The 24,201-nt window shown below is 61.7% G+C and carries 23 protein-coding genes, 1 pseudogene and 1 riboswitch; of the genes and pseudogenes, 11 read left to right on the top strand and 13 right to left on the bottom strand.

Annotated features, from left to right (window positions below; translation table 11 throughout):
- Window positions 1–48: 48 nt before the first annotated feature.
- The 4 genes from R4P65_RS18865 to R4P65_RS18850 all read right to left on the bottom strand — a co-directional run bounded on the left by R4P65_RS18865 (window position 49) and on the right by R4P65_RS18850 (window position 8,073).
- On the bottom strand, window positions 49–1,359 hold the full coding sequence (locus tag R4P65_RS18865; RefSeq protein WP_317827692.1) for a M1 family metallopeptidase: 1,311 nt from the start codon (window positions 1,357–1,359) through the stop codon (window positions 49–51).
- Between the two features lie 11 nt (window positions 1,360–1,370).
- Complete coding sequence (locus R4P65_RS18860) at window positions 1,371–5,264, bottom strand: Pls/PosA family non-ribosomal peptide synthetase (protein ID WP_317827691.1); 3,894 nt, start codon at window positions 5,262–5,264, stop codon at window positions 1,371–1,373.
- Between the two features lie 122 nt (window positions 5,265–5,386).
- Window positions 5,387–7,240: a BCCT family transporter gene (locus R4P65_RS18855; RefSeq protein WP_317827673.1), complete on the bottom strand. Its 1,854-nt coding sequence runs from the start codon at window positions 7,238–7,240 to the stop codon at window positions 5,387–5,389.
- A gap of 428 nt (window positions 7,241–7,668) precedes the next feature.
- Entirely contained in the window at window positions 7,669–8,073 is a 405-nt protein-coding gene (locus R4P65_RS18850) for a hypothetical protein (protein WP_317827672.1), read from the bottom strand.
- 39 nt (window positions 8,074–8,112) lie between these two features.
- Here R4P65_RS18850 and R4P65_RS18845 point away from each other — a divergent pair, with 39 nt between their 5' ends.
- A complete protein-coding gene (locus tag R4P65_RS18845; protein WP_317827671.1) occupies window positions 8,113–8,439 on the top strand; it encodes a hypothetical protein in 327 nt (108 codons plus the stop codon).
- Between the two features lies 1 nt (window position 8,440).
- Here R4P65_RS18845 and R4P65_RS18840 read toward each other — a convergent pair whose 3' ends face one another.
- Window positions 8,441–8,581, bottom strand: coding sequence for a hypothetical protein (locus R4P65_RS18840; RefSeq protein WP_230816799.1), 141 nt, complete (start codon window positions 8,579–8,581; stop codon window positions 8,441–8,443).
- A gap of 304 nt (window positions 8,582–8,885) precedes the next feature.
- Here R4P65_RS18840 and R4P65_RS18835 point away from each other — a divergent pair, with 304 nt between their 5' ends.
- From R4P65_RS18835 to R4P65_RS18820, 4 genes are all read left to right on the top strand, one after another.
- Window positions 8,886–9,065, top strand: a complete 180-nt coding sequence (locus R4P65_RS18835) for a hypothetical protein (RefSeq protein WP_317827670.1) — start codon at window positions 8,886–8,888, stop codon at window positions 9,063–9,065.
- Window positions 9,066–9,218 carry a helix-turn-helix domain-containing protein gene (locus R4P65_RS18830; protein ID WP_317827669.1) on the top strand — a complete coding sequence of 51 codons (153 nt, stop codon included), beginning with the start codon at window positions 9,066–9,068 and terminating at the stop codon, window positions 9,216–9,218.
- Window positions 9,219–9,252: 34 nt separating this feature from the next.
- A riboswitch (SAM riboswitch) is annotated at window positions 9,253–9,367 on the top strand.
- 53 nt (window positions 9,368–9,420) lie between these two features.
- A complete protein-coding gene (locus R4P65_RS18825; RefSeq protein ID WP_317827668.1) occupies window positions 9,421–10,746 on the top strand; it encodes an aminotransferase class V-fold PLP-dependent enzyme in 1,326 nt (441 codons plus the stop codon).
- 211 nt (window positions 10,747–10,957) lie between these two features.
- A complete protein-coding gene (locus tag R4P65_RS18820) occupies window positions 10,958–11,572 on the top strand; it encodes a hypothetical protein (RefSeq protein WP_317827667.1) in 615 nt (204 codons plus the stop codon).
- Here R4P65_RS18820 and R4P65_RS18815 read toward each other — a convergent pair.
- Window positions 11,551–12,459 (bottom strand): PaaX family transcriptional regulator C-terminal domain-containing protein, encoded by a 909-nt coding sequence (locus R4P65_RS18815; RefSeq protein ID WP_317827666.1) that lies wholly within the window; start codon window positions 12,457–12,459, stop codon window positions 11,551–11,553. The two genes, R4P65_RS18820 and R4P65_RS18815, sit on opposite strands and share 22 nt — an antisense overlap.
- Window positions 12,460–12,530: 71 nt before the next feature.
- Here R4P65_RS18815 and R4P65_RS18810 point away from each other — a divergent pair, with 71 nt between their 5' ends.
- Both R4P65_RS18810 and R4P65_RS18805 read left to right on the top strand, forming a co-directional pair.
- Window positions 12,531–13,568: an alpha/beta hydrolase family protein gene (locus tag R4P65_RS18810; protein WP_411742554.1), complete on the top strand. Its 1,038-nt coding sequence runs from the start codon at window positions 12,531–12,533 to the stop codon at window positions 13,566–13,568.
- The gene (locus tag R4P65_RS18805) at window positions 13,561–14,772 is read left to right on the top strand and encodes a saccharopine dehydrogenase family protein (RefSeq protein ID WP_317827664.1); all 1,212 of its coding nucleotides are present in this window, start codon (window positions 13,561–13,563) and stop codon (window positions 14,770–14,772) included. The genes R4P65_RS18810 and R4P65_RS18805 overlap by 8 nt, the downstream gene beginning before the upstream one ends.
- On the opposite strand, the gene R4P65_RS18800 is transcribed toward R4P65_RS18805, so the two are convergent.
- Together R4P65_RS18800 and R4P65_RS18795 are read right to left on the bottom strand one after the other, a co-directional pair.
- Window positions 14,773–15,117, bottom strand: a complete 345-nt coding sequence (locus R4P65_RS18800) for a hypothetical protein (RefSeq protein WP_317827663.1) — start codon at window positions 15,115–15,117, stop codon at window positions 14,773–14,775. It abuts the gene before it with no gap.
- Between the two features lie 93 nt (window positions 15,118–15,210).
- Window positions 15,211–15,588 (bottom strand): hypothetical protein, encoded by a 378-nt coding sequence (locus tag R4P65_RS18795; protein WP_317827662.1) that lies wholly within the window; start codon window positions 15,586–15,588, stop codon window positions 15,211–15,213.
- A 63-nt stretch (window positions 15,589–15,651) separates the two neighbouring features.
- Between R4P65_RS18795 and R4P65_RS18790 the strand changes: the two genes are divergently transcribed.
- On the top strand, window positions 15,652–16,230 hold the full coding sequence (locus R4P65_RS18790) for a CGNR zinc finger domain-containing protein (RefSeq protein WP_317827661.1): 579 nt from the start codon (window positions 15,652–15,654) through the stop codon (window positions 16,228–16,230).
- A gap of 159 nt (window positions 16,231–16,389) precedes the next feature.
- Window positions 16,390–17,997 (top strand): ABC transporter substrate-binding protein, encoded by a 1,608-nt coding sequence (locus R4P65_RS18785; protein WP_317827660.1) that lies wholly within the window; start codon window positions 16,390–16,392, stop codon window positions 17,995–17,997.
- 340 nt (window positions 17,998–18,337) lie between these two features.
- On the opposite strand, the gene R4P65_RS18780 is transcribed toward R4P65_RS18785, so the two are convergent.
- Entirely contained in the window at window positions 18,338–19,840 is a 1,503-nt protein-coding gene (locus R4P65_RS18780; RefSeq protein WP_317827659.1) for an MFS transporter, read from the bottom strand.
- A gap of 158 nt (window positions 19,841–19,998) precedes the next feature.
- On the opposite strand from R4P65_RS18780, the gene R4P65_RS18775 reads away from it, so the two are divergent.
- Window positions 19,999–20,673, top strand: coding sequence for a TetR/AcrR family transcriptional regulator (locus tag R4P65_RS18775; protein ID WP_317827658.1), 675 nt, complete (start codon window positions 19,999–20,001; stop codon window positions 20,671–20,673).
- Here the strand turns inward: R4P65_RS18775 and R4P65_RS18770 are convergent.
- Entirely contained in the window at window positions 20,663–21,622 is a 960-nt protein-coding gene (locus R4P65_RS18770; protein WP_317827657.1) for a DMT family transporter, read from the bottom strand. The two genes, R4P65_RS18775 and R4P65_RS18770, sit on opposite strands and share 11 nt — an antisense overlap.
- 272 nt (window positions 21,623–21,894) lie before the next feature.
- On the opposite strand from R4P65_RS18770, the gene R4P65_RS18765 reads away from it, so the two are divergent.
- Window positions 21,895–22,164 (top strand): hypothetical protein, encoded by a 270-nt coding sequence (locus tag R4P65_RS18765; RefSeq protein ID WP_230816786.1) that lies wholly within the window; start codon window positions 21,895–21,897, stop codon window positions 22,162–22,164.
- Window positions 22,165–22,242: 78 nt separating this feature from the next.
- On the opposite strand, the gene R4P65_RS18760 is transcribed toward R4P65_RS18765, so the two are convergent.
- The 3 genes and pseudogenes from R4P65_RS18760 to R4P65_RS33165 form a co-directional block, all read right to left on the bottom strand.
- Window positions 22,243–23,565 carry an MFS transporter gene (locus tag R4P65_RS18760; protein ID WP_317827656.1) on the bottom strand — a complete coding sequence of 441 codons (1,323 nt, stop codon included), beginning with the start codon at window positions 23,563–23,565 and terminating at the stop codon, window positions 22,243–22,245.
- Window positions 23,549–24,076, bottom strand: a complete 528-nt coding sequence (locus R4P65_RS18755) for a carboxymuconolactone decarboxylase family protein (protein ID WP_317827655.1) — start codon at window positions 24,074–24,076, stop codon at window positions 23,549–23,551. The genes R4P65_RS18760 and R4P65_RS18755 overlap by 17 nt, the downstream gene beginning before the upstream one ends.
- Window positions 24,077–24,080: 4 nt before the next feature.
- Window positions 24,081–24,201: pseudogene (locus R4P65_RS33165) on the bottom strand (RNA-binding protein); the annotation flags it as partial.

Below are 24,201 nucleotides of genomic sequence, written 5' to 3'. Positions count from 1 at the left end.
GTCAGCGGAGCCGATTCAGTTCTCCTGCAGCCCAGTTATGTTGCAGGCTCAGTTCTTCTGCAATCGAGGCAAGCTCGTTTGATTCAGCCACGATTCCCAAAGCGGTCGCAGGGGAGTGTCCGTGAAACGTGAAGCAAGGTCGGTGAATTGCTCGGTGCTGACTGTGCTGTGCCGATGCTTCGTGGTCCACTGACGGATCAGTTCGAAGAACTTCTCGTCGCCGAGGACGCCGCGCAGGGCGTGCAGAGTCAATGCACCCCGCTTGTAGATGCGATCGTCGAACATCAGGGTGGGTCCGGGATTGCAGACGACCAAGTCCTGAGATTTCCGCCCCAGCCCTTGATAGGCGTTGGTGGCTAATTGATTCGAGGACGGGCCACCGGAATTCTCGGACCAGATCCACTCCGCGTAACAGGCAAAGCCTTCGTGCAGCCAGATGTCGCACCACTGCCCGAGAGTGAGGCTGTTGCCGAACCATTGATGGGCAAGCTCGTGTGCGACAAGACGTTCGGAACCGCGCCTACCCGTGCAGTGGTTGGCTCCGAAGATCGAGAGTCCCTGCGCTTCGATGGGGATTTCGAGTTCGTCGTCGGTGACCACAGCGGTGTAGTCGGCAAAGGGATACGGGCCGAACAGCTTTCCGAAAACCTCCAGCATCTGGGGTTGGCGCCCGAAGTCGACGTCGAACGCTGCGCGCAGCCGAGGTGGGTGAACGGCGAAGACCGGTACCGGCCCGGCGCTCACTTGTCGGTGCTCGTACTGACCGATCTGAATGGTCGCCAGGTAGGTTGCCATCGGTTCGGTCTGCTCGTAGACCCACGTCGTCTGACTCGCACGGGTCTGCTTGCGGATCAGCTTGCCGTTGGCGAGGGCATAGAACGGGGAATCGGTGGTGATCGAGATGCGGTACGACGCTTTGGAAACCGGATGGTCGTCGCACGGGAACCAGGACGCCGCGCCGTTGGGCTGACTTGCGACCAAAGTTCCTTCGTCGAGTTCCTCCCAGCCGACGTCGCCCCACAGGCTCTTGATCGGCTCGGGGTTGCCGCTGTACGCGATGGTGACCGACAGGGCACCGCCCGCGGGGATCTTGGTAGACGGCGTGAGGATCAGCTTGTTGTTCAAGTGCGCGTACTTGGTGCCGCGGGCACCGTTGACGGACACCTTGGACACCTGCAGGTTCTGCGCGAGGTCGAAGCTGAACTTGGATCGGCTCTCGGTGGTCACAGCGGTGACGACAGCTTTGCCGGCGAGACGGTTGCTGAAGACCTTGTACGTCAGTTCCAGTTCGTACCGGGACACGCGGTAGCCGCGGTTGCCGTTGAGCGGCAGGTACGGATCGAGCGGCTCCTCGAGCATGCGGTTCGGCTTCACGAGGCCGCCCACGGTGCAATCGGGTTGCCCTGCCAGCGCGTGGAAGGCGGAACGGTGTCACCTCGCATCACCAGAGATGCAGGCCCGACTGTCGCTCCCGCGCCGATGCCGGCTGCGGGTAGCGCGACACAATGCGGTCCCAGCGTTGCTCCTGCTCCCAGAGTGACGGTATCCATGGACATGATCCGATCATGGAAGAGATGAGTTTGCACGACGCACCCCCGTTCCACTGTCGCTCCGTCGCCCAAAGTCACAAGATCTGCCTCGGGTAGCCAGTACGACTCACACCAAACGCCCTTGCCGATCTTGGCCCCGAGTCCACGCAAGAAGATGTTCAGTACGGCAGTACCAGTCGCCGCGCGAGCGAACCACGGCGCCGCGACGGTCTCGACGAACGCGTCGGCCACCTCGTTGCGCCAGACGAACGAACTCCACAACGGATGCTCGACCTTGGCGATGCGTCCGACGACGATCCACTTGGCGGCGATGGTGATCGCGCCCGCCACTGCTCCGGCGACGAGCAGAATTACGCCGCTCAACAGCGCTGCGAACCAGAATCCGACTGCACCGACCAGTGCTTCGAGTGCAAACAGAACACCGAGACCGATGCCGAACGTGACCATCACGGGGATCAGTCGGCAGGTTTCGACCACTCCGCGGGCGATCTTGAGGCGCATCGGCGGATTGAACGTGCGGGCGGCGTCGGTGTCTCCAGCAGCCCTTCTCAGACGCACCGGTGGACTACCCAGCCACGATGATCCGGACTTCGCTTTGGACGGGGTAGCCGATAGAACCGCGACGAGACCGTTCTTGGGAACGCGTCGACCGGGAGCGGTCATACCGGAGTTGCCGAGGAACGCGCGCTTGCCGATCTTCGCCTGTTCGATGTGCATCCAGCCGCCGCCGAGGCCGTAGCTCGCAACCATGGTGTCGTCGGCGAGGAATGCGCCGTCGGCGACCGTCGTGAACTTGGGAAGGAGGAGCACGGTGGATGCTTCGACGTTCTTGCCGATCTTGGCGCCGAGGAGGCGGAGCCATCCCGGCGTCAGCAGGCTCGCGTAGAGCGGGAAGAGGAAGGTTCTGGCCGAGTCGAGCAGGCGTTCGGTCGCCCACACCTGCCAGCCGATGCGGCTGCGGACGGGGTGGTAGCCGGGGGTCAGCCCGATCGAGAGAAGACGAACTGCCACCAGTGTGATGACTGCGAAGACGAGCAAACTCAGGACGGTTGCGACGGGAAGCATGATCAACGATTGGAGCACTGCACTCGCGAGCGTGTCGGTGTCGCGAATCCACCAACCGATCAACGCGATCCCGGCCATCAGAGCAAAGATCGGCATACCGGCCAGGAAGACCGAGGTGACGCCGTATACCGGTACCCAGCCGGGTGCGCGCTTCGGATGTTCAGCAGGCCAAGGATGATTCGCTTTCCCGACCTTGGTGGCGGGGGAGCCGGCCCACTGCTGGTTTGCCTTCACTCGGCCGAACACCGCAGATCCGGGTTCGACGACGGCGTCCCGACCGATACGCGCGCCGGGCAGAAGCGTCGAGCGTGAACCGACGGAAGCGCCGTCGCCGATCTTGATCTCGCCGATGTGAATGACGTCGCCGTCGATCCAGTGGCCGGAGAGGTCGACTTCGGGTTCGACGGAGCAGCCGTCACCGAGCTCGAGCATGCCGGTGATCGGGGGAAGTGTGTGGAGATCGACGCCGCTGCCGATATCGGCGCCGAGGGCGCGGGCGTAATAGAGCATCCACGGCGCGCCCGAAAGGTTGGCTGCGCCACTGGCTTCGGTGAGTCGCAGCGCTATCCACAGACGCAGATGTTCACTACCACCTCGCGGGTACGTCCCTGGCTTCAACTTGCGTAGGAGCACTCGCGCCCCGACGACGGCGATGGTCATACGGCCGATCGGCGTGATGAACACGATGAACGCCAACAGGATCCACCACCACGAGACAGTGGGCGCCCAGCTGACGTCGACGAACCAGCCGAGGACGTTGTTCGCGATCGCCAGCCACGTCACCCACTGCAGTCCGGTGAGCGTCGTGAGTGGAACGGTGACGGCGATCTGCGCGAGCTGAGTCTTCAAGGGCGTGGGGGCGACGGTGCGCGGCTCGACAGTTTCGGTGGGTGCCAATTCGTCGAGATATTCGGCGAGCGATCCCAGCCGTGGATGGTCGTAGAGCTGTGCGACAGTCACTTCGGGGAACCGCTCGCGCAGGGCGGTCACCAACTGAGCAGCAGAGAGGGATCCGCCGCCCACTTCGAAGAAGTCGTCGTCGAGTCCGGTGATCTGCGCGCCCAGGATCGAACCCCACAGACCGGCAACCCAGGCGGCGGTGCCGTCGAGCCCCAACGCAGCCCCGGCATCTTCACCGGCGCCGGGCAACGGCCATGGCAGTGCATTTCGGTCTACCTTGCCTGACGTACGCGTCGGAAGTTCGTCCATCAGGGCCAGACGCGGCACGAGCGCTGCTGGTAGTTGCTCGCTGAGCAGTGCATGAGCGGCCTTGAGATCGAAGTCGGGATCCGTGCTCGCGATGTATCCGATGAGGAGTTGATTGCCGGCCGCCGTCTTCTTCACGGCTGCGGCAGCGCCGCTGACGCCCGGCAGGTTCTGTAAGGCGTTGTCGACCTCACCGAGTTCGATGCGCCTGCCGCCGAGCTTGACCTGATCATCCGCGCGGCCTTGGAACATCAGGCCGGTGGTCTCGAGTCGGACCAGGTCGCCGCTCCGGTAGGCGCGTTCCCACCCGATCGAAGGCATCGACGCGTACTTCTCGGCGTCCTTCGCGGGATCGAGGTAGCGGGCCAGGCCGACGCCGCCGATCACCAGCTCGCCCACCTCACCGACCGCTACGGGATTGCTCTGGGCGTCGACGACGGCAAGGTCCCAGCCGTCGAGGGGGAGGCCGATGCTGACGGGGCTCTTGCCGTCCATCAGTGCGCCGCAGGCGACGACGGTTGCCTCGGTGGGGCCGTAAGTGTTCCAGACCTCGCGACCCTCGACAGCCAGGCGCTCGGCCAGTTCGGGTGGGCAGGCTTCGCCGCCGAAGATCAGCAGTCGAACGGCTTCGAGAGCTTCGGCCGGCCACAGAGACGCAAGGGTCGGCACGGTGGAGACGATGCTGACGTCACGCGAGACCAGCCACGGGCCGAGGTCCATGCCGCTGCGAACCAGCGAACGAGGTGCCGGGACGAGGCAGGCGCCGTGGCGCCACGCGAGCCACATCTCCTCGCAGGACGCGTCGAATGCCACGGACAACCCCGCAAGGACGCGATCACCAGGTCCGATGGGCTCGTCCTGGAGGAACATGCGCGCTTCGGCGTCGACGAACGCCGCGGCATTGAGGTGAGTGACCGCGACGCCCTTGGGGGTGCCCGTGGATCCTGAGGTGAAGATGATCCAGGCGTCGTCCTCGGGTTCGGGTTCGCGAACCGGTGGATGTTCGAGCCGCTTAGCTGCCGTACCTGGCTGGATACCGTCGCCGGTGATGATCGCCGCTACTTGCGCCTCACCGAAGACCAGCTCGGCGCGCTCTTCCGGATCGTCGGCGTCGACGGGCACGTACGCGGCGCCCGCCGCGAGGATGGACAGGATCGCCACGTACAGCGAACGTGAACCTGACGGCATCCTGATTCCGACGCGGTCACCTGCGCCGACGCCGGCATCACCGAGCCAGCGCGCACCGAGCTCGATCTCGTCGAGCAACTCCGAGTACGACAGTGTGGTGTCGCCGTCGTCGATGGCAGGTGCTTCCGGGTTGGCCTCGGCTGAGGCCCGCACGATGTCGATGAGCGTGCGCGGCGCAGGTGCATGCGCCGACCGTAGGAATACGGACGGTATCCCGAAAGATTGTTCCGTCTCCGACTGCGACTGGAGTGGCAAACCCGTTGGTCCTGTTCTACTCACGAAACTTAGAGTCCTGCGAACTGTCGAGTTGAAAGTCTCACGACAAGTTTGCGAGTTGGTGAACAGATATGCCTAATGCAACATGCCGAACGTGCCGGTCAGTCCGTACTGGCAGCTTGGGCGTGGCCTTCTGCCGAGTCGGCGAACTCGGGTGTGTCGAACACCTCTCCGCCCAGTGGGTCGACAACCTTCGATTCCTCGGAGAAGTCGACGGCGCCGGTATCCGGGTCGATATTGACCGCATGGGCGGGAACTTCGTGGACCGCGAAGAGCATGTGGGCGTCGGAGGGTTCCGTCGTGATCCCGTTTTGCGACGGGGTCAGACCGGCGAAGGTCGACGAGATCTTCAGATCGCGGAGCCGCTTCTCGGTGGGTTGTGGAACGTCGGTCGACGCCGGGGTATTAGTCGAAACTCGCAGGTAGCGAGGTGCCGAAGCGACCTCGTACCGGAACGCCTTCAGCATCGACAGGCACGCGAGCACCATGATGACCGAGAACGGCACAGCGGTGGCGATGGCAACGGTCTGCAGCGCGGTCAGCGATCCACTGCCACCCACGATGAGGAGAACCGCGGCGGCGGCACCGGATAGGAACGTCCAGTAGACACGCGTGATCTTGGAGGTCTCCAAGCTGCCACCGGTCGCAAGGATGTCGATGACGATCGAGCCGGAATCCGCGGACGTGACGAAGAAGAACACGATCACGACGATCGCGAGGACACTCGAAATCGTTCCGAGCGGAAGTCCGTCGAGAAGCGTGAACAGCGACGTGTTGGTGTCCACTGCGCCGGATGCGTCGAGCATCGTGCCCTCGTTGCGCTGACGCAGAATGCCGGAGTTACCGAAGATCGTGAACCACAACGAACCGACCAGCGTCGGGGCCAGCAGTACACCGAAGACGAATTCGCGGATGGTGCGGCCGCGTGAGATGCGCGCGATGAACATGCCGACGAACGGTGCCCAGCTCATCCACCAACCCCAGTAGAAGATGGTCCAGGCGCCCTGCCAGCCGTCTTCGGCGAACGGGGACGTGCGCAGCATCAGTTCGGGCAAGGCCTGGACGTATCCGCCGAGGTTCTGCACCCACGACTGCATGAGGAACAGCGTCGGTCCCAGAATCAGGACGAACAGGGCTAGCGCTGCAGCGAGCATCATGTTGATGTTGGAGAGCCACTTGAGGCCCTTGGTGACGCCGGAGACGACTGAGAAGGTGGCCATACCCGTCACGATGACGATGATGGTGATGACCAACCAGTTGTCGGTCTCCACCCAGCCGAGGTAGTCGAGGCCGGCCGAGATCTGCTGGACACCGAAACCCAGCGACGTGGCGACACCGAAGAGCGTGCCGACGATGGCGACGACGTCGATGGCGTGGCCGATCTTTCCCTCGATGCGAGCACGTCCGAGCAGTGGCTCGAGCAGCCAACGGATCGACAGCGGGCGGCCCTTTCGGTAGGTCATGTACGCCAGACCCAGGCCGACGACGACGTAGATCGCCCATGCATGCAGGCCCCAGTGGAACATCGTCAGTTCCATTGCTTGATTGGCCGCGGCGTCCGTGGATCCGGCGACCTGCCCGGCGACGGGAGGGGTCACGTAGTGCGAAAGCGGTTCGGCTACTCCGTAGAACACGAGGCCGATGCCCATACCGGCGCTGAAGAGCATCGCGAACCACGAGAGCATCCCGAATTCGGGCTGCTCGTCGTCACGTCCCAATCGGATGTTGCCGATGCGGCTGATTCCGCAGTACAGAGCAAAAATCGCGAAACCGGTCGCGGAGAGGATGTACCACCAGCCGACGCCGTCGCTGATCACGTTGTTGAGTGTTTCGAAAGCATCCGCGGCGGTTCCCGCGTAGATCACGGCAAAGGCGATCAGGGCAAAGATCACTATCGATGCGGGGATGAACACGGGTTTCCGTAGTTCACGCCACGCAGTTTTGACCGCAGTCATTCCACTCCTCGAACATTCAGGCATTCACAGCGCCCATCAGGGCGGCCACGTGTCACGCGTAGGTGGGCGTTTCGCTCACACCATCGCAGGTCAAGACCGGGCTATTGCTTTGGAATTCAACGTAACGTCAAGTTTCGGTCAACTCAACTGGACGAAAGATGCTGTACTGCCGCGAAAATTCCCACTGAATGCCCTTGTTTCGGTTGTAAACCGTTGGGCAATAGTGGTATTGGGTCACAAGTGGAAGGCTGAACGACGAATTCGATTGGTACGTTGAGTTGAATCGCTCGGGTCGACGTTCACCGATTGATCGGAATTGTCAAACTCGGCGAAACGGCCTGTCTGTCAGGTGGTTAACTCCTGGCGTGCTCGTTCGATCGTGGCGGTAAGGCGCCGATATCTAACTGTGATTGTGATGGTCGCAACTATCAGTGGTGCGGGCCCTGTTCGCCACGCTGGGCGTCGATGAGATCCATCGCATCCTTCAGGCCCAAGCCCGGATGTAGTTCGCGTAGTGCCTTGATTGCCGAAATACGGTCGTCAGTCGACGCGAGTGTGCTACGGACATCGTCGGCGGGTATTTCGGAGGGGGCAGTTGTCCCTTCCCAACACGCCGGTTGAGGATTGTTCCTGGTTCGCCAGGCTTGGACGGTGCCGTAGGCAAATCCAACCGTCGCGAAAAGCCAGATCGCGAACCATGTCCAATTCCAAGCTGTGGGTTCTGTGATGACCTTGTCGATGGTGCTTGGGCCGAAGAAAACGAGTAGCCAGGCCAGCACGATCGTCTGCCACCATCGCTCGACGCGCCTGCTCGGTACCCACCACTCGGCCATCGATCGATACTCGCACAGGGCTGCTGTTTCGGTGCGACGATGGAGATCATGGAGATTCGTGATGCGGTGGAGCGACTTAGAGGGGATTCCGGGACCTCGATGATCTTCGGTGAACCGCACCAGACCAGCGACGGATCAATGATCATCACGGTTTCGCGTCTGCATCGGCGGTGGCGCGGAGACCCCATGCCGGTGCCAGTGGGAGTGTTCTCGATCCACGAGGGTGAGCCGTCGTGGTCACCGGCTGTCGATCACACCAGGGTGGCTTTGATGGGGGAGTTCATCGGGTTGGCGGCCGCGGTGATCGCAACTCTGGCCGTTCTACGTCGTCCGCCCTGGCCTGATGTGACGATTCAGAAGGGGTGACTCAGAAGGGGTGACCCAGAATTACGCCGATCAGCTGGAACGGCATTGCCAGGAACATCGATCCGACGTAGAGCGGATAGCGAACCGGATCGCCGGCGAGGTAACCCTCGGCGAGCCAGGCCATTACGTCTGCTGATCCCATAGTCTTTCGTCCCTTCGCTGTTGTGGTTCAACGACCTTTTCGGTCGTGGGAGTTGTTTTGTTACAAGCGAACTCGAAGGAGGAGTAGATGTGATTACAGTTTCGACTCAGCAAACGTCGTCAAATGAGATCTTCGGGGGCGGCGGCTGACAACGGGCGCGATTACGACTTGCCGGGGCAAACTCCATCGGCGGAGTTTGGATACTTAGCATCGTGCGGTAGTGAAATCTGTGCGTTCTGCGCAGGATCGCCGAGCGTATTCGCGCAGCTCGAGCTCGGTTGGAACCCACAATTGGAACCCGCAAGTGGAACCCACAGTGGAGGCATGGACGCGGGCCGACACGTTTCAGCCTGCCGCCGCGACACGGCCCGCGCCGCTACGAGATTCGAATGGCGCGCCGCTACGAGATTCGAATGGAGAGTTGCTCGAGACTCTCTCGACGTACCTCGACGAAGAATCGTCTCTGGCGCACACCGCAAAATGAATGGGCTTGCGCCGCAACACCGTATCGAGTCGAATCGATCGAATTCAGCGCCTTCTCTCGGTGGATCTGGCCGATCCGGAAACCCAGGCTTGCACTCCACCTCGCCTGCCGGACGATTACGCGGTGACGACGGCCTTCGCGGCTTCGTCTTGACAAGCGCGGGAGGTTCCTGCCATCCTCGTTGCCAGGTCACGAGTACCAGTGTTCAGCCCCGGCTTGCTGGTCGGCAACCCTCCTCCGCGGTGGGGTGCTCCGGGTGACGACCCGGCTGCGTTCGAAAACGAATGCGGCAAGCGCGGACTCTTCCGGGGCCATCTCCCGACGAACGAGTCCTTGAACGTGAGGATTGTCTTCGATGACTGCTGTATTGAGTGCCGACACCTGCTGCACCACCGCGATTGCCAAGGTTTCGGGTGCTGACCTGCAGGTTCCATTGGTTCAGGGCGGCGAATGCTCCTACGCCAACTTCGACTACGCGGCCAGCGCGCCGGCATTGGCCCAGGTCACCGACCGTATCGCCGAATTGTTGCCCACGTACGCCAGCGTCCACCGCGGTGCCGGCTACGCGTCCCGTATCTCCACCCTCACCTACGAGAACGCTCGTGAATCCGTTGCTCGTTTCGTGAACTGTGCCGACGATCAGGTTGTCGTCTTCACCCGAAACACCACTGATTCGCTGAACCTGCTTGCCCAGTGCGTCCCCGGCAGCACCGTTGTCCTCGACGTCGAGCATCACGCAAACCTGTTGCCGTGGAATGACGCTCGTATCGTCACCGCCGCAGACACCATCGAAGAAACGATCGAGCGTCTGATCGGTGAACTGTGCACCAAGCCTGCTGCGCTGCTCGCAATCACCGGGGCCTCCAACGTGACCGGTGAGATCCTGCCGATTGCACGTTTGGCCGACATCGCTCACCGGTGCGGCGCACGTATCCTCGTCGACGCTGCTCAGTTGGCGCCCCACCGTCGCATCGACCTGCAGGAATGCGGCGTCGACTACGTAGCGTTCTCGGGCCACAAGCTGTACGCGCCCTTCGGCGCCGGCGTTCTGGTCGGCCGCCGTGACTGGCTCGACGAAGCTCAGCCGTACCTCGCCGGCGGCGGCGCCGTGCGTGAGGTGACCGTCGAGTCCACCGAATGGGCTTGCGCGCCTGCACGTCATGAGGCCGGTTCCCCCAACGTGCTCGGTGCGGCAGCAATCGCGACCGCATGCGAAACCCTGCACGCCCTGGACTTCGACGTCATCGCCGAGCATGAGAAGGCACTCACCGCACAGCTCACCGACGGATTGTCCGCCATCGAGGGAGTCTCGTTGGTGCGACTGTGGAACGACGCTCCTGACGCCGTCGGAATCGTCACCTTCACCGTCGACGGATTCGAAGCGGGCGAAATCGCCGCATTCCTCTCCGCCGAGCACGGCATCGGAGTTCGTGACGGTCGCTTCTGCGCACACCCGGTTCTCGCGCGCCTCGGTCTCTCCGGCGGCGCCGTCCGCGCCAGCCTCGGGCTCGGTAGCAGCTCGGACGACGTGACGCGCTTGGTCGACGCCGTGAACATCCTGGTTTCGAATCAGCGTGATTGGAACTACGCCAAGACTGCCGGAGCGTGGAACCCCGTGCCCGAGACCCGCCCCTTCCTCGGAGCTGCCGACGACAACGCCGGCGCAGCCGAGTGCGTCTGAGCTGAGCTCGGTCCCCGAAAACTCGAATGGACAACTAGCATGGCAGCCATGGCAGCAGCGGATTTTCCCGCCACCCCTTCGAGAGTGAGCATCACTCTCGGTCAGTGGTGCCGTCGTCATGTCGATCTGTGCCGTACCTCGTCAGGAATGTGTTCGAGCTGACGATTCGTCTCGCTCATCCCACACTTTTTCTGATTTTCGGAGGTCACACATGTCTTCACTCGCTTCGCATTCTCTGCACGTGGCGGTCGAGTTGACCGGATCCGGTCACCATCCGGCCGCTGAGGGCGCACCAGGAAACCTGCCGATCATCGGCGGCGACTACTGGGTGGACCTCACCGAGAGCGACAGGGCTCTCGATTTGGCTTCATTCCCTACCAATGTGGTTCGGATTCGCGCTGCGGACCTGCGTGAGGCGCAGCTCGAACGCGCACGGATCCGTGCTGCTGTCGCCGAAGAAGGCCGCGATCCCGACAGCGTCGCAGCACTGGTCGATCTCGAGATTCTGATCGCACCGGAAGCTCGTTCCGCTCGTAAAGAGCTTGCACAGTTGGACAGTGCGTTGACTGCTCCGCGGGTCCCGGTTTCGCTTCACTACGTCGGAACACCCTCCGGGCTCGGCAGTTTGATCGCCGATATCCGAGCTGCCGAGGTCGCCGACGGCGTTACGTTGCTCCCCCTCGCCTTGCCCCGCACGCTCGAACATCTGGTGGACAGCACCATTCCGTGGCTCCAGGATCGCGGACTTGTCACACCGTCCACCGCAGTCGACGAAGTGCTCGGTCGTTTCGGACTGCCGCCCCGTCAGCGCACGCTCGCGTCCTGATCACCGATCGCATCTGCGTACAGGTGGAACAGCGACGGTAATTCGTCTGCACCGTCCACCTGTGCCAGAAGCGCCCAGCACTGTGCCGTGACGAAGCGCGCCCGCGTGCCGATCCAGTTGGTGGGCAGTAGTTCCGGCGGCAGCAGAGGGTCCGGCTCCATGGCTCGCGTGAATTCCGCCGCGAGTTCGATGGTCATCGTGACAGCATCGGTGCCCGGAGTGTTCTGCAGTTTCTCCAGGCGCACAGTTGCTACGTCGAGCAGCCGTTCGTATCCGGCTGCGATCTCGTCCAGCGGCCACAACTGTGCGGCAATTTTCACGGGGTCTTCGAGCCTGCCCACTTTCAGATCCCGGGTGGTGAGAGAAGACAGGTGCTGTTCGACGTCGAGTTCGGCGGCCGCATCGAGAACGTACGGTTCCCAGGCGTGCGGCGAGACGTACAGGCCGCCCTGGACGAGCGCGCCGCCGAGGTAAACGACCCTGGTGCGCAGCGCATCTCGTGCTTTCCGTGACGACTCCGGAATTGCGAATCCGACAAGATGCCAATACCCGTCCCACGGTGTCGCAGTGTTGCGATCTTGTTGATAGGCCAGCCGAACGAATTCGACGTCGGGTTCCATCTCGCGCACGGCTTTCGGCGTTGCTAGTAGCGTGGCCTGCCGCCCGCGACCTTCCTGAGTGAACTTCCCCTCGGTGACCAACCGTTTGATGCACAGCCGAACCTGTTGATCTGTTTTGTCGAGGGCGTCGGCGGTGGCATAGAGGGTGTGCCCGTCGACAGTTCCGTCCGTGCGCAGTAATCCCTCGATCAAGATCCTCGTGGGTACATCGACGTCCCTGTCGGTCATCGCCATGTCCTTTCCTCGCTTCTCGACATCTTCGCTCATAACTGTACTATCGAATGCAATACGATCGTTTCAAATTCGTACGTTAGGGCGGGAAGATGGCAGCGGAATCGATGAGCGAAAGCAAGAGTAAGCCTCGTTTACGCAGGTGGACGGTTACTTCCCTGGCGGTGGTCGTTGTTCTGATCGCGACTCTGGTGGGCTGGACGCTGTACCAGAACACCTATGACATCCGTGAGGAAAAAGTGACGATCACCGGGGGATCGGTGCCGCTCCAGGGAGTCCTTGCACTGCCCGAACACGGTGACGGTCCCTTCGGGCTCGTGGTTTTCGTCCACGGAGACGGCCCGGTCGATGCAACACACGAGATCTTTTACAGGCCGGTCTGGGAGGCGTTCGCCAAGGCCGGGTACGCGTCACTCTCCTGGGACAAGCCGGGGGTGAATGGGGCACCGGGCAATTGGCTCGATCAGAGCATGGACGATCGGGCGGCGGAAACGGAAGCGGCAATCGAGTGGGCACGGGGCCGTTCGGACATCGATCCGTCTCGTATCGGTCTGTGGGGTGCCAGCCAGGCAGGATGGGTGGTGCCCAAGGTGGTGAACCTCGACCCGGACGTCGCGTTCGTCATTGCCGTGGGTCCCGCTATCAACTGGCTCCAACAAGGTGAATTCAACACCCTTGCCGAGCTTTCCGAGAGAAATGCGTCGGCCGACGAGTTCGAGAAAGCGCGGGTCGATCGTGCGAAGAACTTGGATCAGTTGGCCCGTGATGCATCGTTCGACGATCTCGTGGCCTCCGGCGAGGCCGACGGTCTCACCGAAGACCGGTGGAACTTCATTCGAAAGAACTACCGATCGGATGCGCGAGCCGATCTCGAATCCGTGAGGGTTCCGGTGCTCTTGATCATCGGCGGACACGACGTCAACGTCGACGTGGCCGATACCGAAAGGGTGTACCGCGAATTACTTGACTCGCCAGAGCAACTGGTGGTCAAGAAGTATCCCGACGCCACTCACTCGATTGTGGAGAAGGACCTCGAAGACTCGGAATTGATGTCGGCTCTGGTGGCCGTTCTTGCTCCCCGTTCGATCTTCGCTCCCGGTTATCTAGCGGATCAGACTGCATTTTTGGAGGGAATTCATGGCTGACGGAATCACGGTTGTCGCACTGGGCGGTGCCGGTGCCATGGGCTCGGCAGCAGTTCGTCTGGCCGCAATATTGCCGGGAATCGGCAAGGTAGTAGTCGCGGATCGCGATATCGATGCTGCGAAGCGTCTTTCAGTTGAACTGGCTCAGGCGTCAGCGCAAGTCGAGGCGCGCAGCATCGACGTCACGGACGGTCGCACGCTACGTGAATTGTTGGATGACGCAGACGTGATCATCAATACCGTCGGCCCGTTCTTCCGTTTCGGTGTCGGCGTTCTCCAGGCAGCGATCGAGACCGAGACGCACTATCTCGACATCTGCGACGACTGGGAACCTGCCGTCGACATGCTGGAATTGGACTGTGCTGCCAGGGAAGCCGGAATCTGTGGGGTAGTCGGCATGGGCGCAAGTCCCGGGATGAGTAACCTCCTGGCAGCGATGGCAGTCTCGCGATTGGACGTGGTCGACGATCTGTACACAGCCTGGCCGGTTGATGTCGAGGGCGAGGACGAGTCGGTAGACACACTGAGTGCAGCGGCCGTTCACTGGATGCAGCAGATCAGCGGCACGGTTCCAGTGGTTCGTGCGGGGCGAATCGTCAACGAAGAACCGTTGCGTTCCATCGCACTCGAACTGCCCGGCGGACGTCGGGGGAACGCTTACGTGGTCGGGCATCCGGAGCCGGTGATGTTTCATCGGACCATCAATCCTGCAGGGCATTCGGCAAATCTGATGGTGATCACACCGGAAACCGTGGCGTTTCTCGACGTTCTCCGCTCAGATATCGACAAGGGGAGAATCGATCTCGACTCGGCTGCTGAAGAATTGGGAAAGCCCTCGCTCCGGCGGATGATCCGTGCTGCGCCTCGAATGCTCACGCGTGCCGGTCATGGATCCTTGCCGTTGTTTTTCGCCTCGGCGACCGGGGTGCGCGAAGGTCGAGAGATGCGCGTCGTGGCACGGATCGCTGACGATTCACCGGTATCGGCGTTACTGTCGGACATGGCCGGTGCAACGGGAATCCCCTTGGCGCTGGGCCTTGCTCAGGTGGTGTCCCGGCTGGCCGACGGAACGATTTCGGATCGGGTCGGTGCGCACTCAGCTGAGAGCGCCATCGACCCGGAAGTTCTGTTCACTGCACTGGCGAGGTTGTTCGATCGAACCGACTGGAGCGAGATCGTGACCGTCGAATCCGAGTTCTGCTAGTCAGTTCGCGGCGTGTGATCCGATGCGACTTCGGATTTCGGTCTCGACGCGATCGGCGTCCTTGGGGCTGAACGAAGGCGCTCCGCGGCCGGCGAGGGTGAGTACCACCGCGGTCTCCTTCCATGGACGTGAAAGATCCAGGCTGTACCACGAGCTGAAATCTGTTGTTCCCCAAATTCGTAGGCGTCCGCTCAGCCACGACATGACTCCGAGGTCGACGGATTCGATCTGCGAGTACGGGACGAACTTGCTGACAAACGGGAAGTAGTAGTGGCGGATCGTGACACCCTGATCGTCGATCCGGACGGTTCGGTCTTCGTAGATTGTCGATGTCCCTGCACTCACAGTGATAACCCGGTTCCTGCTGTTCGATGCTCTTGATGGCTGTCTGAAAACCAACCATACAGTCTCTATTGGGACAGGCCGCGAGCCCGGGTGTCAGGCGCTGGTGGGCCTCGAGACGACGAGATCGCTCACCGCGATCTGGGCATTGCCGATTGCCGACTGAACTGTTTCACAACTGCTCGATGCTCTGGCGAGCGCAAGAACTGCGGTGAGCAGGGCGGCGTCGGGTTGTCCTTCAAATGGTCCGCTCTCGACGTCGAATTTTCCAGCGCGCAACTGCTTTCGGGCATTGATTCCAAGTTGTGAAATGACCTCGTCCATCGCGGTCAGACACTGGGCGAGCGCGCCGATCGACCGGTAGAGATCGGCAGCAACGACGGGTGTCTGCGATGCCACGGTGCCGGCGCGGCGCAATCGGTGGTGAGTGTCTCGGAGTATCTCGGGCAGTCTGTGGTCTGCGCAATGTTCCATCCCGCCGCCTCCGTAAGGTGTAAAGTTAGGTTATTCAATTACGGTAGAGCAGGGCGGTAAGGGATGCAAGTAGTTTTAGACGATTACGTCGCCGGTGCGTCGTTTGCGACCGACCTGGTCAATACCTCGCCCCGCGTGTGGGTGGAGGCCGGTGACGCGTTGGCTGACCCCCAGGCGCTTCACGATCTACTGGATGAACATGGACTCTCGCCGGATGCGCTCGGCGGCGGGCGTCGGCCTACCCGCGGTGAACTTGCCGACGTGCAGGCGCTCAGAGAGGAGATTCGTTCGATTCTCGATGCTCCGACCTGCGACGAGCTCGTTGATCGCACTCATCGACTCCTGCAAACCGTCCCGCATCACGTTCGGCTCGTGCCTGATTCCCAGGACGACTATCGATGGAATGCGGTACCGGACGGCACAATCGATCTCGCGGGTGAACTCACGTTGTTGATCGGATACTCGTTGCTGGGAACTCTGCGCACATTGGGGTACGAACGATTCCGCCCATGCGCATCGCCGACGTGCAACGGCGTGTTTGTCGATACGAGCAGGGGGGGGCGACGCCGCTACTGCATGCCGGCGTTGTGCGGCAACCGAATCAACGTCGCGAATCACCGTCAACGGCAGCGTCATACTTAATCGTCAACGATGGCGTCGCACTTAGCGCCTGCGATTGCCCGGTCGATAGTGACAATCGAACAGAGTACGGCCGACTGTATGGGGAACTTCAACGAGATACAGACCACGTCAGTCCCGCACGATTGTCGCCATGGCAACTCCTAGTAGATGGCGGCTCGTATGAAAGCCCGTTCTGTCTCCGCGACAGCAGTTATCAGCGTTGGCGTATTCACCCTGGCCGGGTGTGGCGGCGCATCCAGTTCCGAAGGCTCGGTCGGTGAGTATGCACAGGACGGCAGTTTCACGACTGTCATCAACGCCGATCCCGGAAATCTGCACCCTCTGATCACCAACCTTACGTCGACTCAGATCGTGAACGCGTACTCGTACGATTCGTTGATCGACATCGACGCGCAAACACGCACTGTGCGTCCCTATCTGGCGGAGAGCTGGAGTGAAGAAGGGAACACGCTGAAGTTCGTGCTCAAGAAGGGCATTACTTGTGCCGACGGAACTTCGTTCACCGCACAGACCGCGGCCGATGACATCAACTGGGTCATGGACCCTGAAAACGCTTCACCGCTACGCGGATCCACCGTCCCGTCGTCGACGGTCGCGTCCGCGGACGGTGACGAACTGACGGTCACTACAGCCGAACCGGCACCCTTCTTGCTTTCTCGAATAGGCTCGATGCGGCTTCCGTGCGCTGCGACGCTCGACGACCCGGCCAGTATCCGTTCGAGTAGTAACGGAACGGGTCTGTTCAAGGTCACCGAAGTCGTTCCCAATGATCACATCACGATGGAACGCCGCGACGGCTACACCTGGAGTCCGAACGGCGAGACCACTTCCGACACTCTTGGGGTGCCGAAGACAGTGACGATCAAGATTGTCACCGATCCGAGTACGACGGCGAATCTTGTTCTCACCGGCGGAGTGAATGCCGCGGCGGTGACCGGTTCGGACGAGGAACGAGTCTTGGCAGCGGGTCTGGATTCGAAGACCTACACCACGCTGTCCGGCGAGTTCATCTTCAACCATTTCTCATCTCTACCCACGTCGGACCGTGCTGTGCGGCAGGCGCTCGTTCAAGCAGTCGATCTGGATGACTACACCGAGATCACCACCGGCGGAAAAGGAACCCGCGCACGCGCCCTCGCGGTTTCGGAACCCCTTGCCTGCGACTACAACAGTGTCGAAGGGATGATCCCCGAGTTCGACGTCGATGCAGCAAAGAAGACACTGTCCGACGCAGGCTGGAAGGCGGGGGCCGACGGCGTCCTGACGAAGGACGGGCGACCGCTTGCCCTCAACGTGATTTTCAACAACTCACGCGATACGAACTCTGCCGCCGCGGAATACGTGGCAACCCAGTGGGAAGGACTGGGCGCGAAGGTGAAACTGACCGGTGGCGACTACAGTTTCGTCATCGCCAACACATTCAGCACCACCGATCTGTCGTCGTGGGACGTTTCCATCGGTTTGACGCTGGGGAGCGATACGCCGAGTATCTTTGCCAAGTACTTTACTGGCCCACCGAAGCCTGAAGGAGTGAACTTCGCTTCCCTCGACAACAAGAAGTACATCGAATTGTCCACTGAGGCTTCGCTTCTTCCCGGTGATGAGTCCTGCAAGGTCTGGGAGGAAAGTGAGCGGGCATTGTTCAACGACATCGACCTGCTGCCGGTATCCACGACTCCCGCTCACATGTTCTTCAACGGCGCAACGTCGATCTACCCGCCATCGAGCGGAATCCTTCCGGGCTCGGCGATCCGTGTCCTGAAGTAGGACCCTCGGCAAACGCTCACTTCCGGGTATTGATCATCCGAAGTGCAAACCGAAATACCACCGCAGCACCCGCACCTGCAGCCAGGCCGGCGATGACATCGACAAGAAGAACGCCGACGCCTATGCCCAGGACGGCAGCAGCGGCGACGGCAAGGGCGACGTCAGCACGAGGAGCGGCGATCGCGGCATCCTTTCCCCGAGTATCGAACGAGCACCCATTTCAACGGAGCATGTCACGAAACTGTCGTCTGCAGGTGTATCAACCGCAAAATGTGTGAAACGCGTCGGCCCCGGCGGAGTTCAACTCCGCCGGGGCCGACAATGCGTCTTGCATGCTGGCTCAGTGTGTCGGGACGGAATCCTTCGACGCGGTCCGGGACGTGTCGGTGTGTTCGCTTCCAATCTCCTTGCGGGAGTTGGAGCTGTTGAACCGAGGGAGGAAACCGGCCAGGACGAGTGCGATGACGGCGGATCCGGCAGCGAGGGCCATGACGACGCGGAAAGCGTTCTCCGACGGCAGCGTTGCCCCACCGATGGACATGGTCATCTGGGCGATGACGACACCCGCGATGGCGCTGGCGAATGATGTACCGAGGGAGCGCATCAGGGTGTTGAAGCTGTTGGCTGCACCGGTCTCGGACGGAGGAACAGCCCCCATGATGAGAGCGGGCATCGCGCCGTAAGCCATACCGGTACCGGCACCGATGATCACTGCGATCACGATCAGTTCCCAGATAGAGTGCATGGCGAAAATGCCGATGCCGTAACCGATTGCGACCACAACGGCGCCGAGCATGAGCGTCACCTTGGGGCCGTGCGAATTGGTGATGCGTGAGGACAGTGGAGAGACGAGCATCATGATGATGCCGGAGGGAGCCATGACCAGACCTGCGGTGAGCATCGAACCGCCTAGGCCGTAACCAGTGACTTCAGGCAACTGGACTACCTGGGGAAAGACCATGCTGGCGGCGAACATCGCGAATCCGAACACGATGGATGCGAGGTTGGTGAAGAGCACCTGGCGGCGGATGGATACGCGTAGATCCACCAGCGGCTTGGGGGTGCGTAGTTCCCACCAAGCCCAGAATCCGAACATCAGGATCGCGGCGCCGAACAGGGAAAGCGTGAGCGTGCTTGTCCAACCCCAGTCGCCCCCCTTGGAAATGGCCAGTAGTAGAGCGATGAGGGAGGCTGAGAGCGAGATTGCCCCGCCGAAGTCGAACGTTCCACCTGTGCGAACCGTCGATTCGGGGACCAGGACGACAACAAGAACGGCCGCAAGAGCGCCGAGCACGGCTGACGCCCAGAACAGGACGTGCCAGTCGGCGTACTCGGCGATCAAAGCCGCGATCGGAAGCCCCAGAGCGCCACCGACTCCCAGCGAAGCACTCATCATCGCAACAGCGCCGGCGAGCTTCTTGGGCGGAAGCACGTCGCGCATCACGCTGATGCCCAGCGGAATGACGCCGGCCGCAAGGCCCTGGAGGATTCGGCCAGCAACGAGGGGGATAACGCTCGAACTGAGGGCTCCGACCACCGAACCGGTTACTAACAGCCCCATGCTGATCAGAAGAAGACGCCGTTTGCCGAACATGTCGCCCAAGCGGCCCATGGTTGGGACGGCGACGGCAGCTGCGAGCAGGGTGGCGGTCACCGCCCACGCGGTATCGGACGCGGGAGCGTTCAAGTACTCCGGGAGGTGCGGGATGATCGGGATGACCAGCGTCTGCATGAGCGAGACGACGATGCCGGAGAATGCCAGAACCGCCACCACTGCGGTGGTGGCTGGTGACTTCGAGGTTTGTGGCGGCGTTGTCGGTGGTGGAGAAGTGTTTGACGACATTGCGGTAACTCCATCGGAGGAAGAAAGAAAAGTGATTTAAGTCAGTTGCTTGAACTAAAGTTAAATCAAGTGACTGACTGAACGGAAGGGTGTGCCTTCGATCGTGACGAACATCTCCGGTGCCGAGCAGCTTCGGATGGTCGAGGATGATGGTGTTCATGACTACGAGGACTGAGGATGCGTCGGCCGACGTCGGCGGCGCCGCAAATTCCGCGCGCTCTGCTGCAACCCGAGACCGCATTCTCTCGGTCGCCGAGCAGCTGTTCGCCGAGCATGGAGTCTTCGCGGTGTCGAATCGTCAGGTGAGCGAGGCGGCAGGTCAGGGCAACAATGCCGCCGTCGGATATCACTTCGGGACCAAGACCGACCTGGTCCGGGCGATCGTGAACAAGCATTCCCAGCAGGTCGAGAAGAAGCGTGGCGAACTGCTGCGTGAGATCGAAGGGTCCACAAACGTTCGTGACTGGATTTCGTGTCTGGTTCGGGCGTCGACCGATCACTACGCCGAAATGGGTGGCCCGACCTGGTACGCGCGGTTCAGCGCGCAGATTCTCGCCGATCCAGTCCTGCGGAAAATCGTCTACGACGAAGTACTGGCCTCGCCCACCCTGCAGGAGACGCTTCGCGGACTTTCAGCCTGTCTCACTGACATGCCGATGAGTGTTCGACGCGCCCGCGCGGACATCGGACGCAATGCGATCGTGCACATGTTCGCCGAACGTGAGCGCACGCTTGCCGAAGAGGGGCCGGACGCGGTCACGTCATGGGAGGACTTCACGACCGACCTCGTCGACGCGCTGGTCGGACTCTGGACGGCTCCGATCAGCCGCTGACCGGCCGTTTGTCCGCGCTAGCCGCCCGGCCCGGGGCAACCCTGCGCAATGGATCTCGCGTCGGCGGAAGATCCAGGAGCAAGCCGACTCCGGCAAGAATGATGACAAGACCGCCGACGAGTGCGAAGGTGACAGGCTCGTCCAACCACAGCACTCCGATAGCTGATGCCGAAATCGGAACGAGAAGAGTGGCTGCGGATGCCGCGACTGGACCCGCCTGACGAATGATCCAGAAGTAGACCAGGTAGCCACCGGCGGTAGCCCCCAGTCCCAGGGCTGCCACGGCGATGAGTGGACCGACGGTTATGGGCCCCGGTGGGGGAGCGACGGCGGACACAGGCATCAAGAGGGTAACTGCGGCAAGTTGCTGGCCGAGGGCGAGTGTCATCGGCGGAGTGTCCTGGAACGACTTTCGTGCGTAGACACCTCCGACTGCGTACAGCAGCGCCGCGGTCAAAGATGCGCCAATGGCCAGCATTGCGCGACTGTCGATCGCTGACGGAATTCCACCGACGAGCACCGATACGCCGACGATGCCGATCGCGACCCCCGAGAGTTTTCGCCAGGTGATCTTTTGTCGAAGCCAGAAAGCGGCGACGAATACGGTGAACATCGGCGTCGTGGCATTCAGGATCGACGCCGTCGACGAGTTGAGGCCGACGATCGCAGTTGCGACAAGCGTCAGGGGCCCAGCGACGTTGAGGGCTGCCAGCAGTAGGAATGCAGGAAATCGGTGACCGACCGCGCGCCAAGTCGATCTGCTGGAAGCCGTTATCAGCGCGAGAACCAACGCTGCAACAATGAAGCGGCCGTGCGTCGTGCCGACGGCGCCGAGATTTGGTGCTGCAACAGCAACCAGGGGGAACGAGCTTCCCCAGAGCGCGCCGACCAACAGCAAAGCTCCAACCACGGCGAATCGGCTGCTACCGATTGCTGTCCAGTTCTTCATTGAGCCTCTTCGTCGACGACCTTGCGGACATGGATGGTCGATGTCCCGACCTACCCTATACCCCCAATAGGTATAGGGTTTGTTGTGTTCATGATGCTGCAGGTCGTGGGGATTATGCGACGGATGACTTATTCTCCCGCAATGGTTTATAGGGCGAGTTGTCGACCAACCCGCACCTTCGGGATCTATATAATATACCTATAGGGGGTATATTGGTGGTGCCAGGCTCGCTTTGCGGGCCACATCCGTCCCGCAAGAGAACAGGAATCTCAATGAGTAGTTGTGGCTGTGGAAATACCCCGAAAGCTGACGTCAATGGCGCTGTCGGTACGGCGATGCCGACCGGCGGGAAAGACCTACTGAACTCTGGGGGTAGTGAACTCGTCGAATGCCGGGTCATGCCCGGCAGTGTGATCGAGAAGGCGCGTGCCGAAGCGGAAGGACTGTTCCGTGACTTCGAAGGCAATCGGTACTGGTTCTGCTGCAAGGGATGTGGTCCTCGATTCGACGCAAATCCGAGCAAGTACGCAGCCGTGAGCTGAGTCAAAAGTGGTGGTGCAGGCGATGTCTGCACCAACACTTCGTTGTAGCGCGGTCGGGGTTCGGGCGGACCGTCGACATCAGACGGCGCGAGCGCATGCGCACTGGGTAGCCGCCAAGGTGCATTCGCCTCGCGTGGTTTCGTAGGTCGCCTGTACGGGCAATTCAGCAACTGTCTCCCGATGCCAAAGTGCAAATCCTGCAACGGCTCCCACTGCGGCAAGCGCTGCAAGGATGCTCCAGGTGACCGCAAATCCCGCGCTCGAACCAACCCATCCGGCGATCGGATAGGTGACAAGCCAGGCGAGGTGTGACAGGGAGAACTGGGCTGCGAACACCTCCGGTATACCTGCGGGGTCGACGGAGCGCCGAAGTACTTTTCCTGTCGGAGTGACGATCATGGCCATGCCGGCGCCGACGAGCGCCCACACTGCGGCAGTGAGTATCCAAGTGAATACACCGGCCACGGCAAGGGATGCTGCCGCGCTGGCGCTGAAGACCAGGACAACGGAACCTGCTGTCATCACAGTGCGTTCGGCGGTTCGGTCGAGAACGCGGGGGAGAAGCAGCGCGGTTACCAACGTGCCGGTGCCTGACGCGGCAAGCATCCACGCCACGTCGGATTGGGTTCCACCGAGCTCGTCGCGGACGTAGTTGACGGTGTTGACGACGACGATCGAGCCGGCCGCTGCCACCACGAGATTGAGGGCCATGATGGCGCGCAGTCGCGGAGTGGTCACGAAGATTCGCACTCCCGACGCGATCCGATCCCACGCCTTGCGGTGAGTACTGGGACGAGCGTTGGGGATCCGGGTGGCCAGCACGAGCAGTGCCGAGACCGCAAAGCCCACGGAGGTGGCGACGAACAACAGGTTGAATGTCATGAAGGACAGTGCGACTGCGGCAAGAACAGGGCTGAGCAGGCTTTCCATCGTGTAAGCGACCTGCGATGCCGACAGTGCGCGGGTGAAATCGGCCTCGTCGGTCACGATGTCGGGAATCACTGCCTGGAACGTGGGAGTGAACGCTGCCGACGCAGCTTGCAGAACGCCTACCAGCACGTAGATGTGCCAGATCTCGCTGACGAAGGGCAAGGCGAGCACAACCGCTGCGCGTATGGCGTCGAGCGCGACGAGGAAAGCCCGTCTCGGCAACCGGTCCACGTATGCCGCCGCGAGTGGAGCGATCACGACGTACAGGGACATCTTGATCGTCAGCGCGGTGGCCAGCACAGCTCCGGCGCTCGGTCCGGCCAGTTCGTAGGCGAGTAGACCCAGCGCAACCGTCGCCAACCCGGTACCGAACAACGCAATGATCTGGGCGCTGAAGAGCAGGCGATAGTCGCGAATCAAGAACAGGTGCATGCTGTTCCGTACCGGTGCGGTCCTAGCGGTCCGGTTCATCTGGTTTCACTCCCGCGACAAGATTGAAAGCTCCGGTCAGAACATTGAGGGCGACGATTCCGACTACGTCAGCGATCTCGCGATCACCGTAGCCGTGCGCTCGAAGGCCCGCGATGTGTTCGTCGGAAATCGAGGCAGGCTCCCGATAGACGCGAAGTCCGAAGTCGATCATTGCCGCGATGGCGGGATCGGCCGATGTGCCCGCGCGGGCACGCTCGATCTCGTCCGCCTCGACGCCGTGGGCGTGCGCGGCGACGACGTGGGCTTCGAGGCAAACAGCGCAACCTTGCTGGACCTGCACAGCGATAGAGATTCGCTCGGTGATCTTGCGGCTGAGCTTCGCTCGCTTCATTGCCCGGCTGAGTTGCAGATAGCCACCCAGCACGGCGGGCGAATGAGCCATCGCCGCGACCATGTCACCGACCTGTCCGTGACGGTTGACGAGTTCGGCGAGAAGGTCTTTCGACGTACCGACAGCGGTGGCGGGAGTGAGAGATTCAAGGCGCGACATAACGAGTCCTAAGTGGTTCCGCCGGGGGGGGGGGGGGGGGGGGGGGGGGGGGGGCCCCCCCCCCCCCCCCCCCCCCGCGCGGGTAAAGCTGGGTGTGGGGGGGCGGGCGAGGGGGCGCGCGGGGG

It is taken from the genome of Rhodococcus sp. IEGM 1318, from assembly GCF_033142465.1.
GTDB classification, from domain to species: Bacteria; Actinomycetota; Actinomycetes; order Mycobacteriales; family Mycobacteriaceae; genus Rhodococcus_F; species Rhodococcus_F qingshengii_B.
Note: the sequence above shows the minus strand (reverse complement) of the source record. Positions and strands in the feature narration are given on the sequence as shown.

Bases quoted from the DNA above. Each gene is read 5' to 3' on its own strand.
- R4P65_RS18865 (WP_317827692.1), bottom strand. From the start codon at position 1,359: ATGCTCGAGGAGCCGCTCGATCCGTACCTGCCGCTCAACGGCAACCGC.
- R4P65_RS18855 (WP_317827673.1), bottom strand. From the start codon at position 7,240: ATGACTGCGGTCAAAACTGCGTGGCGTGAACTACGGAAACCCGTGTTC.
- R4P65_RS18850 (WP_317827672.1), bottom strand. From the start codon at position 8,073: ATGGCCGAGTGGTGGGTACCGAGCAGGCGCGTCGAGCGATGGTGGCAG.
- R4P65_RS18845 (WP_317827671.1), top strand. From the start codon at position 8,113: ATGGAGATCATGGAGATTCGTGATGCGGTGGAGCGACTTAGAGGGGAT.
- R4P65_RS18840 (WP_230816799.1), bottom strand. From the start codon at position 8,581: ATGGGATCAGCAGACGTAATGGCCTGGCTCGCCGAGGGTTACCTCGCC.
- R4P65_RS18830 (WP_317827669.1), top strand. From the start codon at position 9,066: ATGGGCTTGCGCCGCAACACCGTATCGAGTCGAATCGATCGAATTCAG.
- R4P65_RS18825 (WP_317827668.1), top strand. From the start codon at position 9,421: ATGACTGCTGTATTGAGTGCCGACACCTGCTGCACCACCGCGATTGCC.
- R4P65_RS18820 (WP_317827667.1), top strand. From the start codon at position 10,958: ATGTCTTCACTCGCTTCGCATTCTCTGCACGTGGCGGTCGAGTTGACC.
- R4P65_RS18815 (WP_317827666.1), bottom strand. From the start codon at position 12,459: ATGAGCGAAGATGTCGAGAAGCGAGGAAAGGACATGGCGATGACCGAC.
- R4P65_RS18810 (WP_411742554.1), top strand. From the start codon at position 12,531: ATGAGCGAAAGCAAGAGTAAGCCTCGTTTACGCAGGTGGACGGTTACT.
- R4P65_RS18805 (WP_317827664.1), top strand. From the start codon at position 13,561: ATGGCTGACGGAATCACGGTTGTCGCACTGGGCGGTGCCGGTGCCATG.
- R4P65_RS18795 (WP_317827662.1), bottom strand. From the start codon at position 15,588: ATGGAACATTGCGCAGACCACAGACTGCCCGAGATACTCCGAGACACT.
- R4P65_RS18790 (WP_317827661.1), top strand. From the start codon at position 15,652: ATGCAAGTAGTTTTAGACGATTACGTCGCCGGTGCGTCGTTTGCGACC.
- R4P65_RS18785 (WP_317827660.1), top strand. From the start codon at position 16,390: ATGAAAGCCCGTTCTGTCTCCGCGACAGCAGTTATCAGCGTTGGCGTA.
- R4P65_RS18780 (WP_317827659.1), bottom strand. From the start codon at position 19,840: ATGTCGTCAAACACTTCTCCACCACCGACAACGCCGCCACAAACCTCG.
- R4P65_RS18775 (WP_317827658.1), top strand. From the start codon at position 19,999: ATGACTACGAGGACTGAGGATGCGTCGGCCGACGTCGGCGGCGCCGCA.
- R4P65_RS18770 (WP_317827657.1), bottom strand. From the start codon at position 21,622: ATGAAGAACTGGACAGCAATCGGTAGCAGCCGATTCGCCGTGGTTGGA.
- R4P65_RS18765 (WP_230816786.1), top strand. From the start codon at position 21,895: ATGAGTAGTTGTGGCTGTGGAAATACCCCGAAAGCTGACGTCAATGGC.
- R4P65_RS18760 (WP_317827656.1), bottom strand. From the start codon at position 23,565: ATGAACCGGACCGCTAGGACCGCACCGGTACGGAACAGCATGCACCTG.
- R4P65_RS18755 (WP_317827655.1), bottom strand. From the start codon at position 24,076: ATGTCGCGCCTTGAATCTCTCACTCCCGCCACCGCTGTCGGTACGTCG.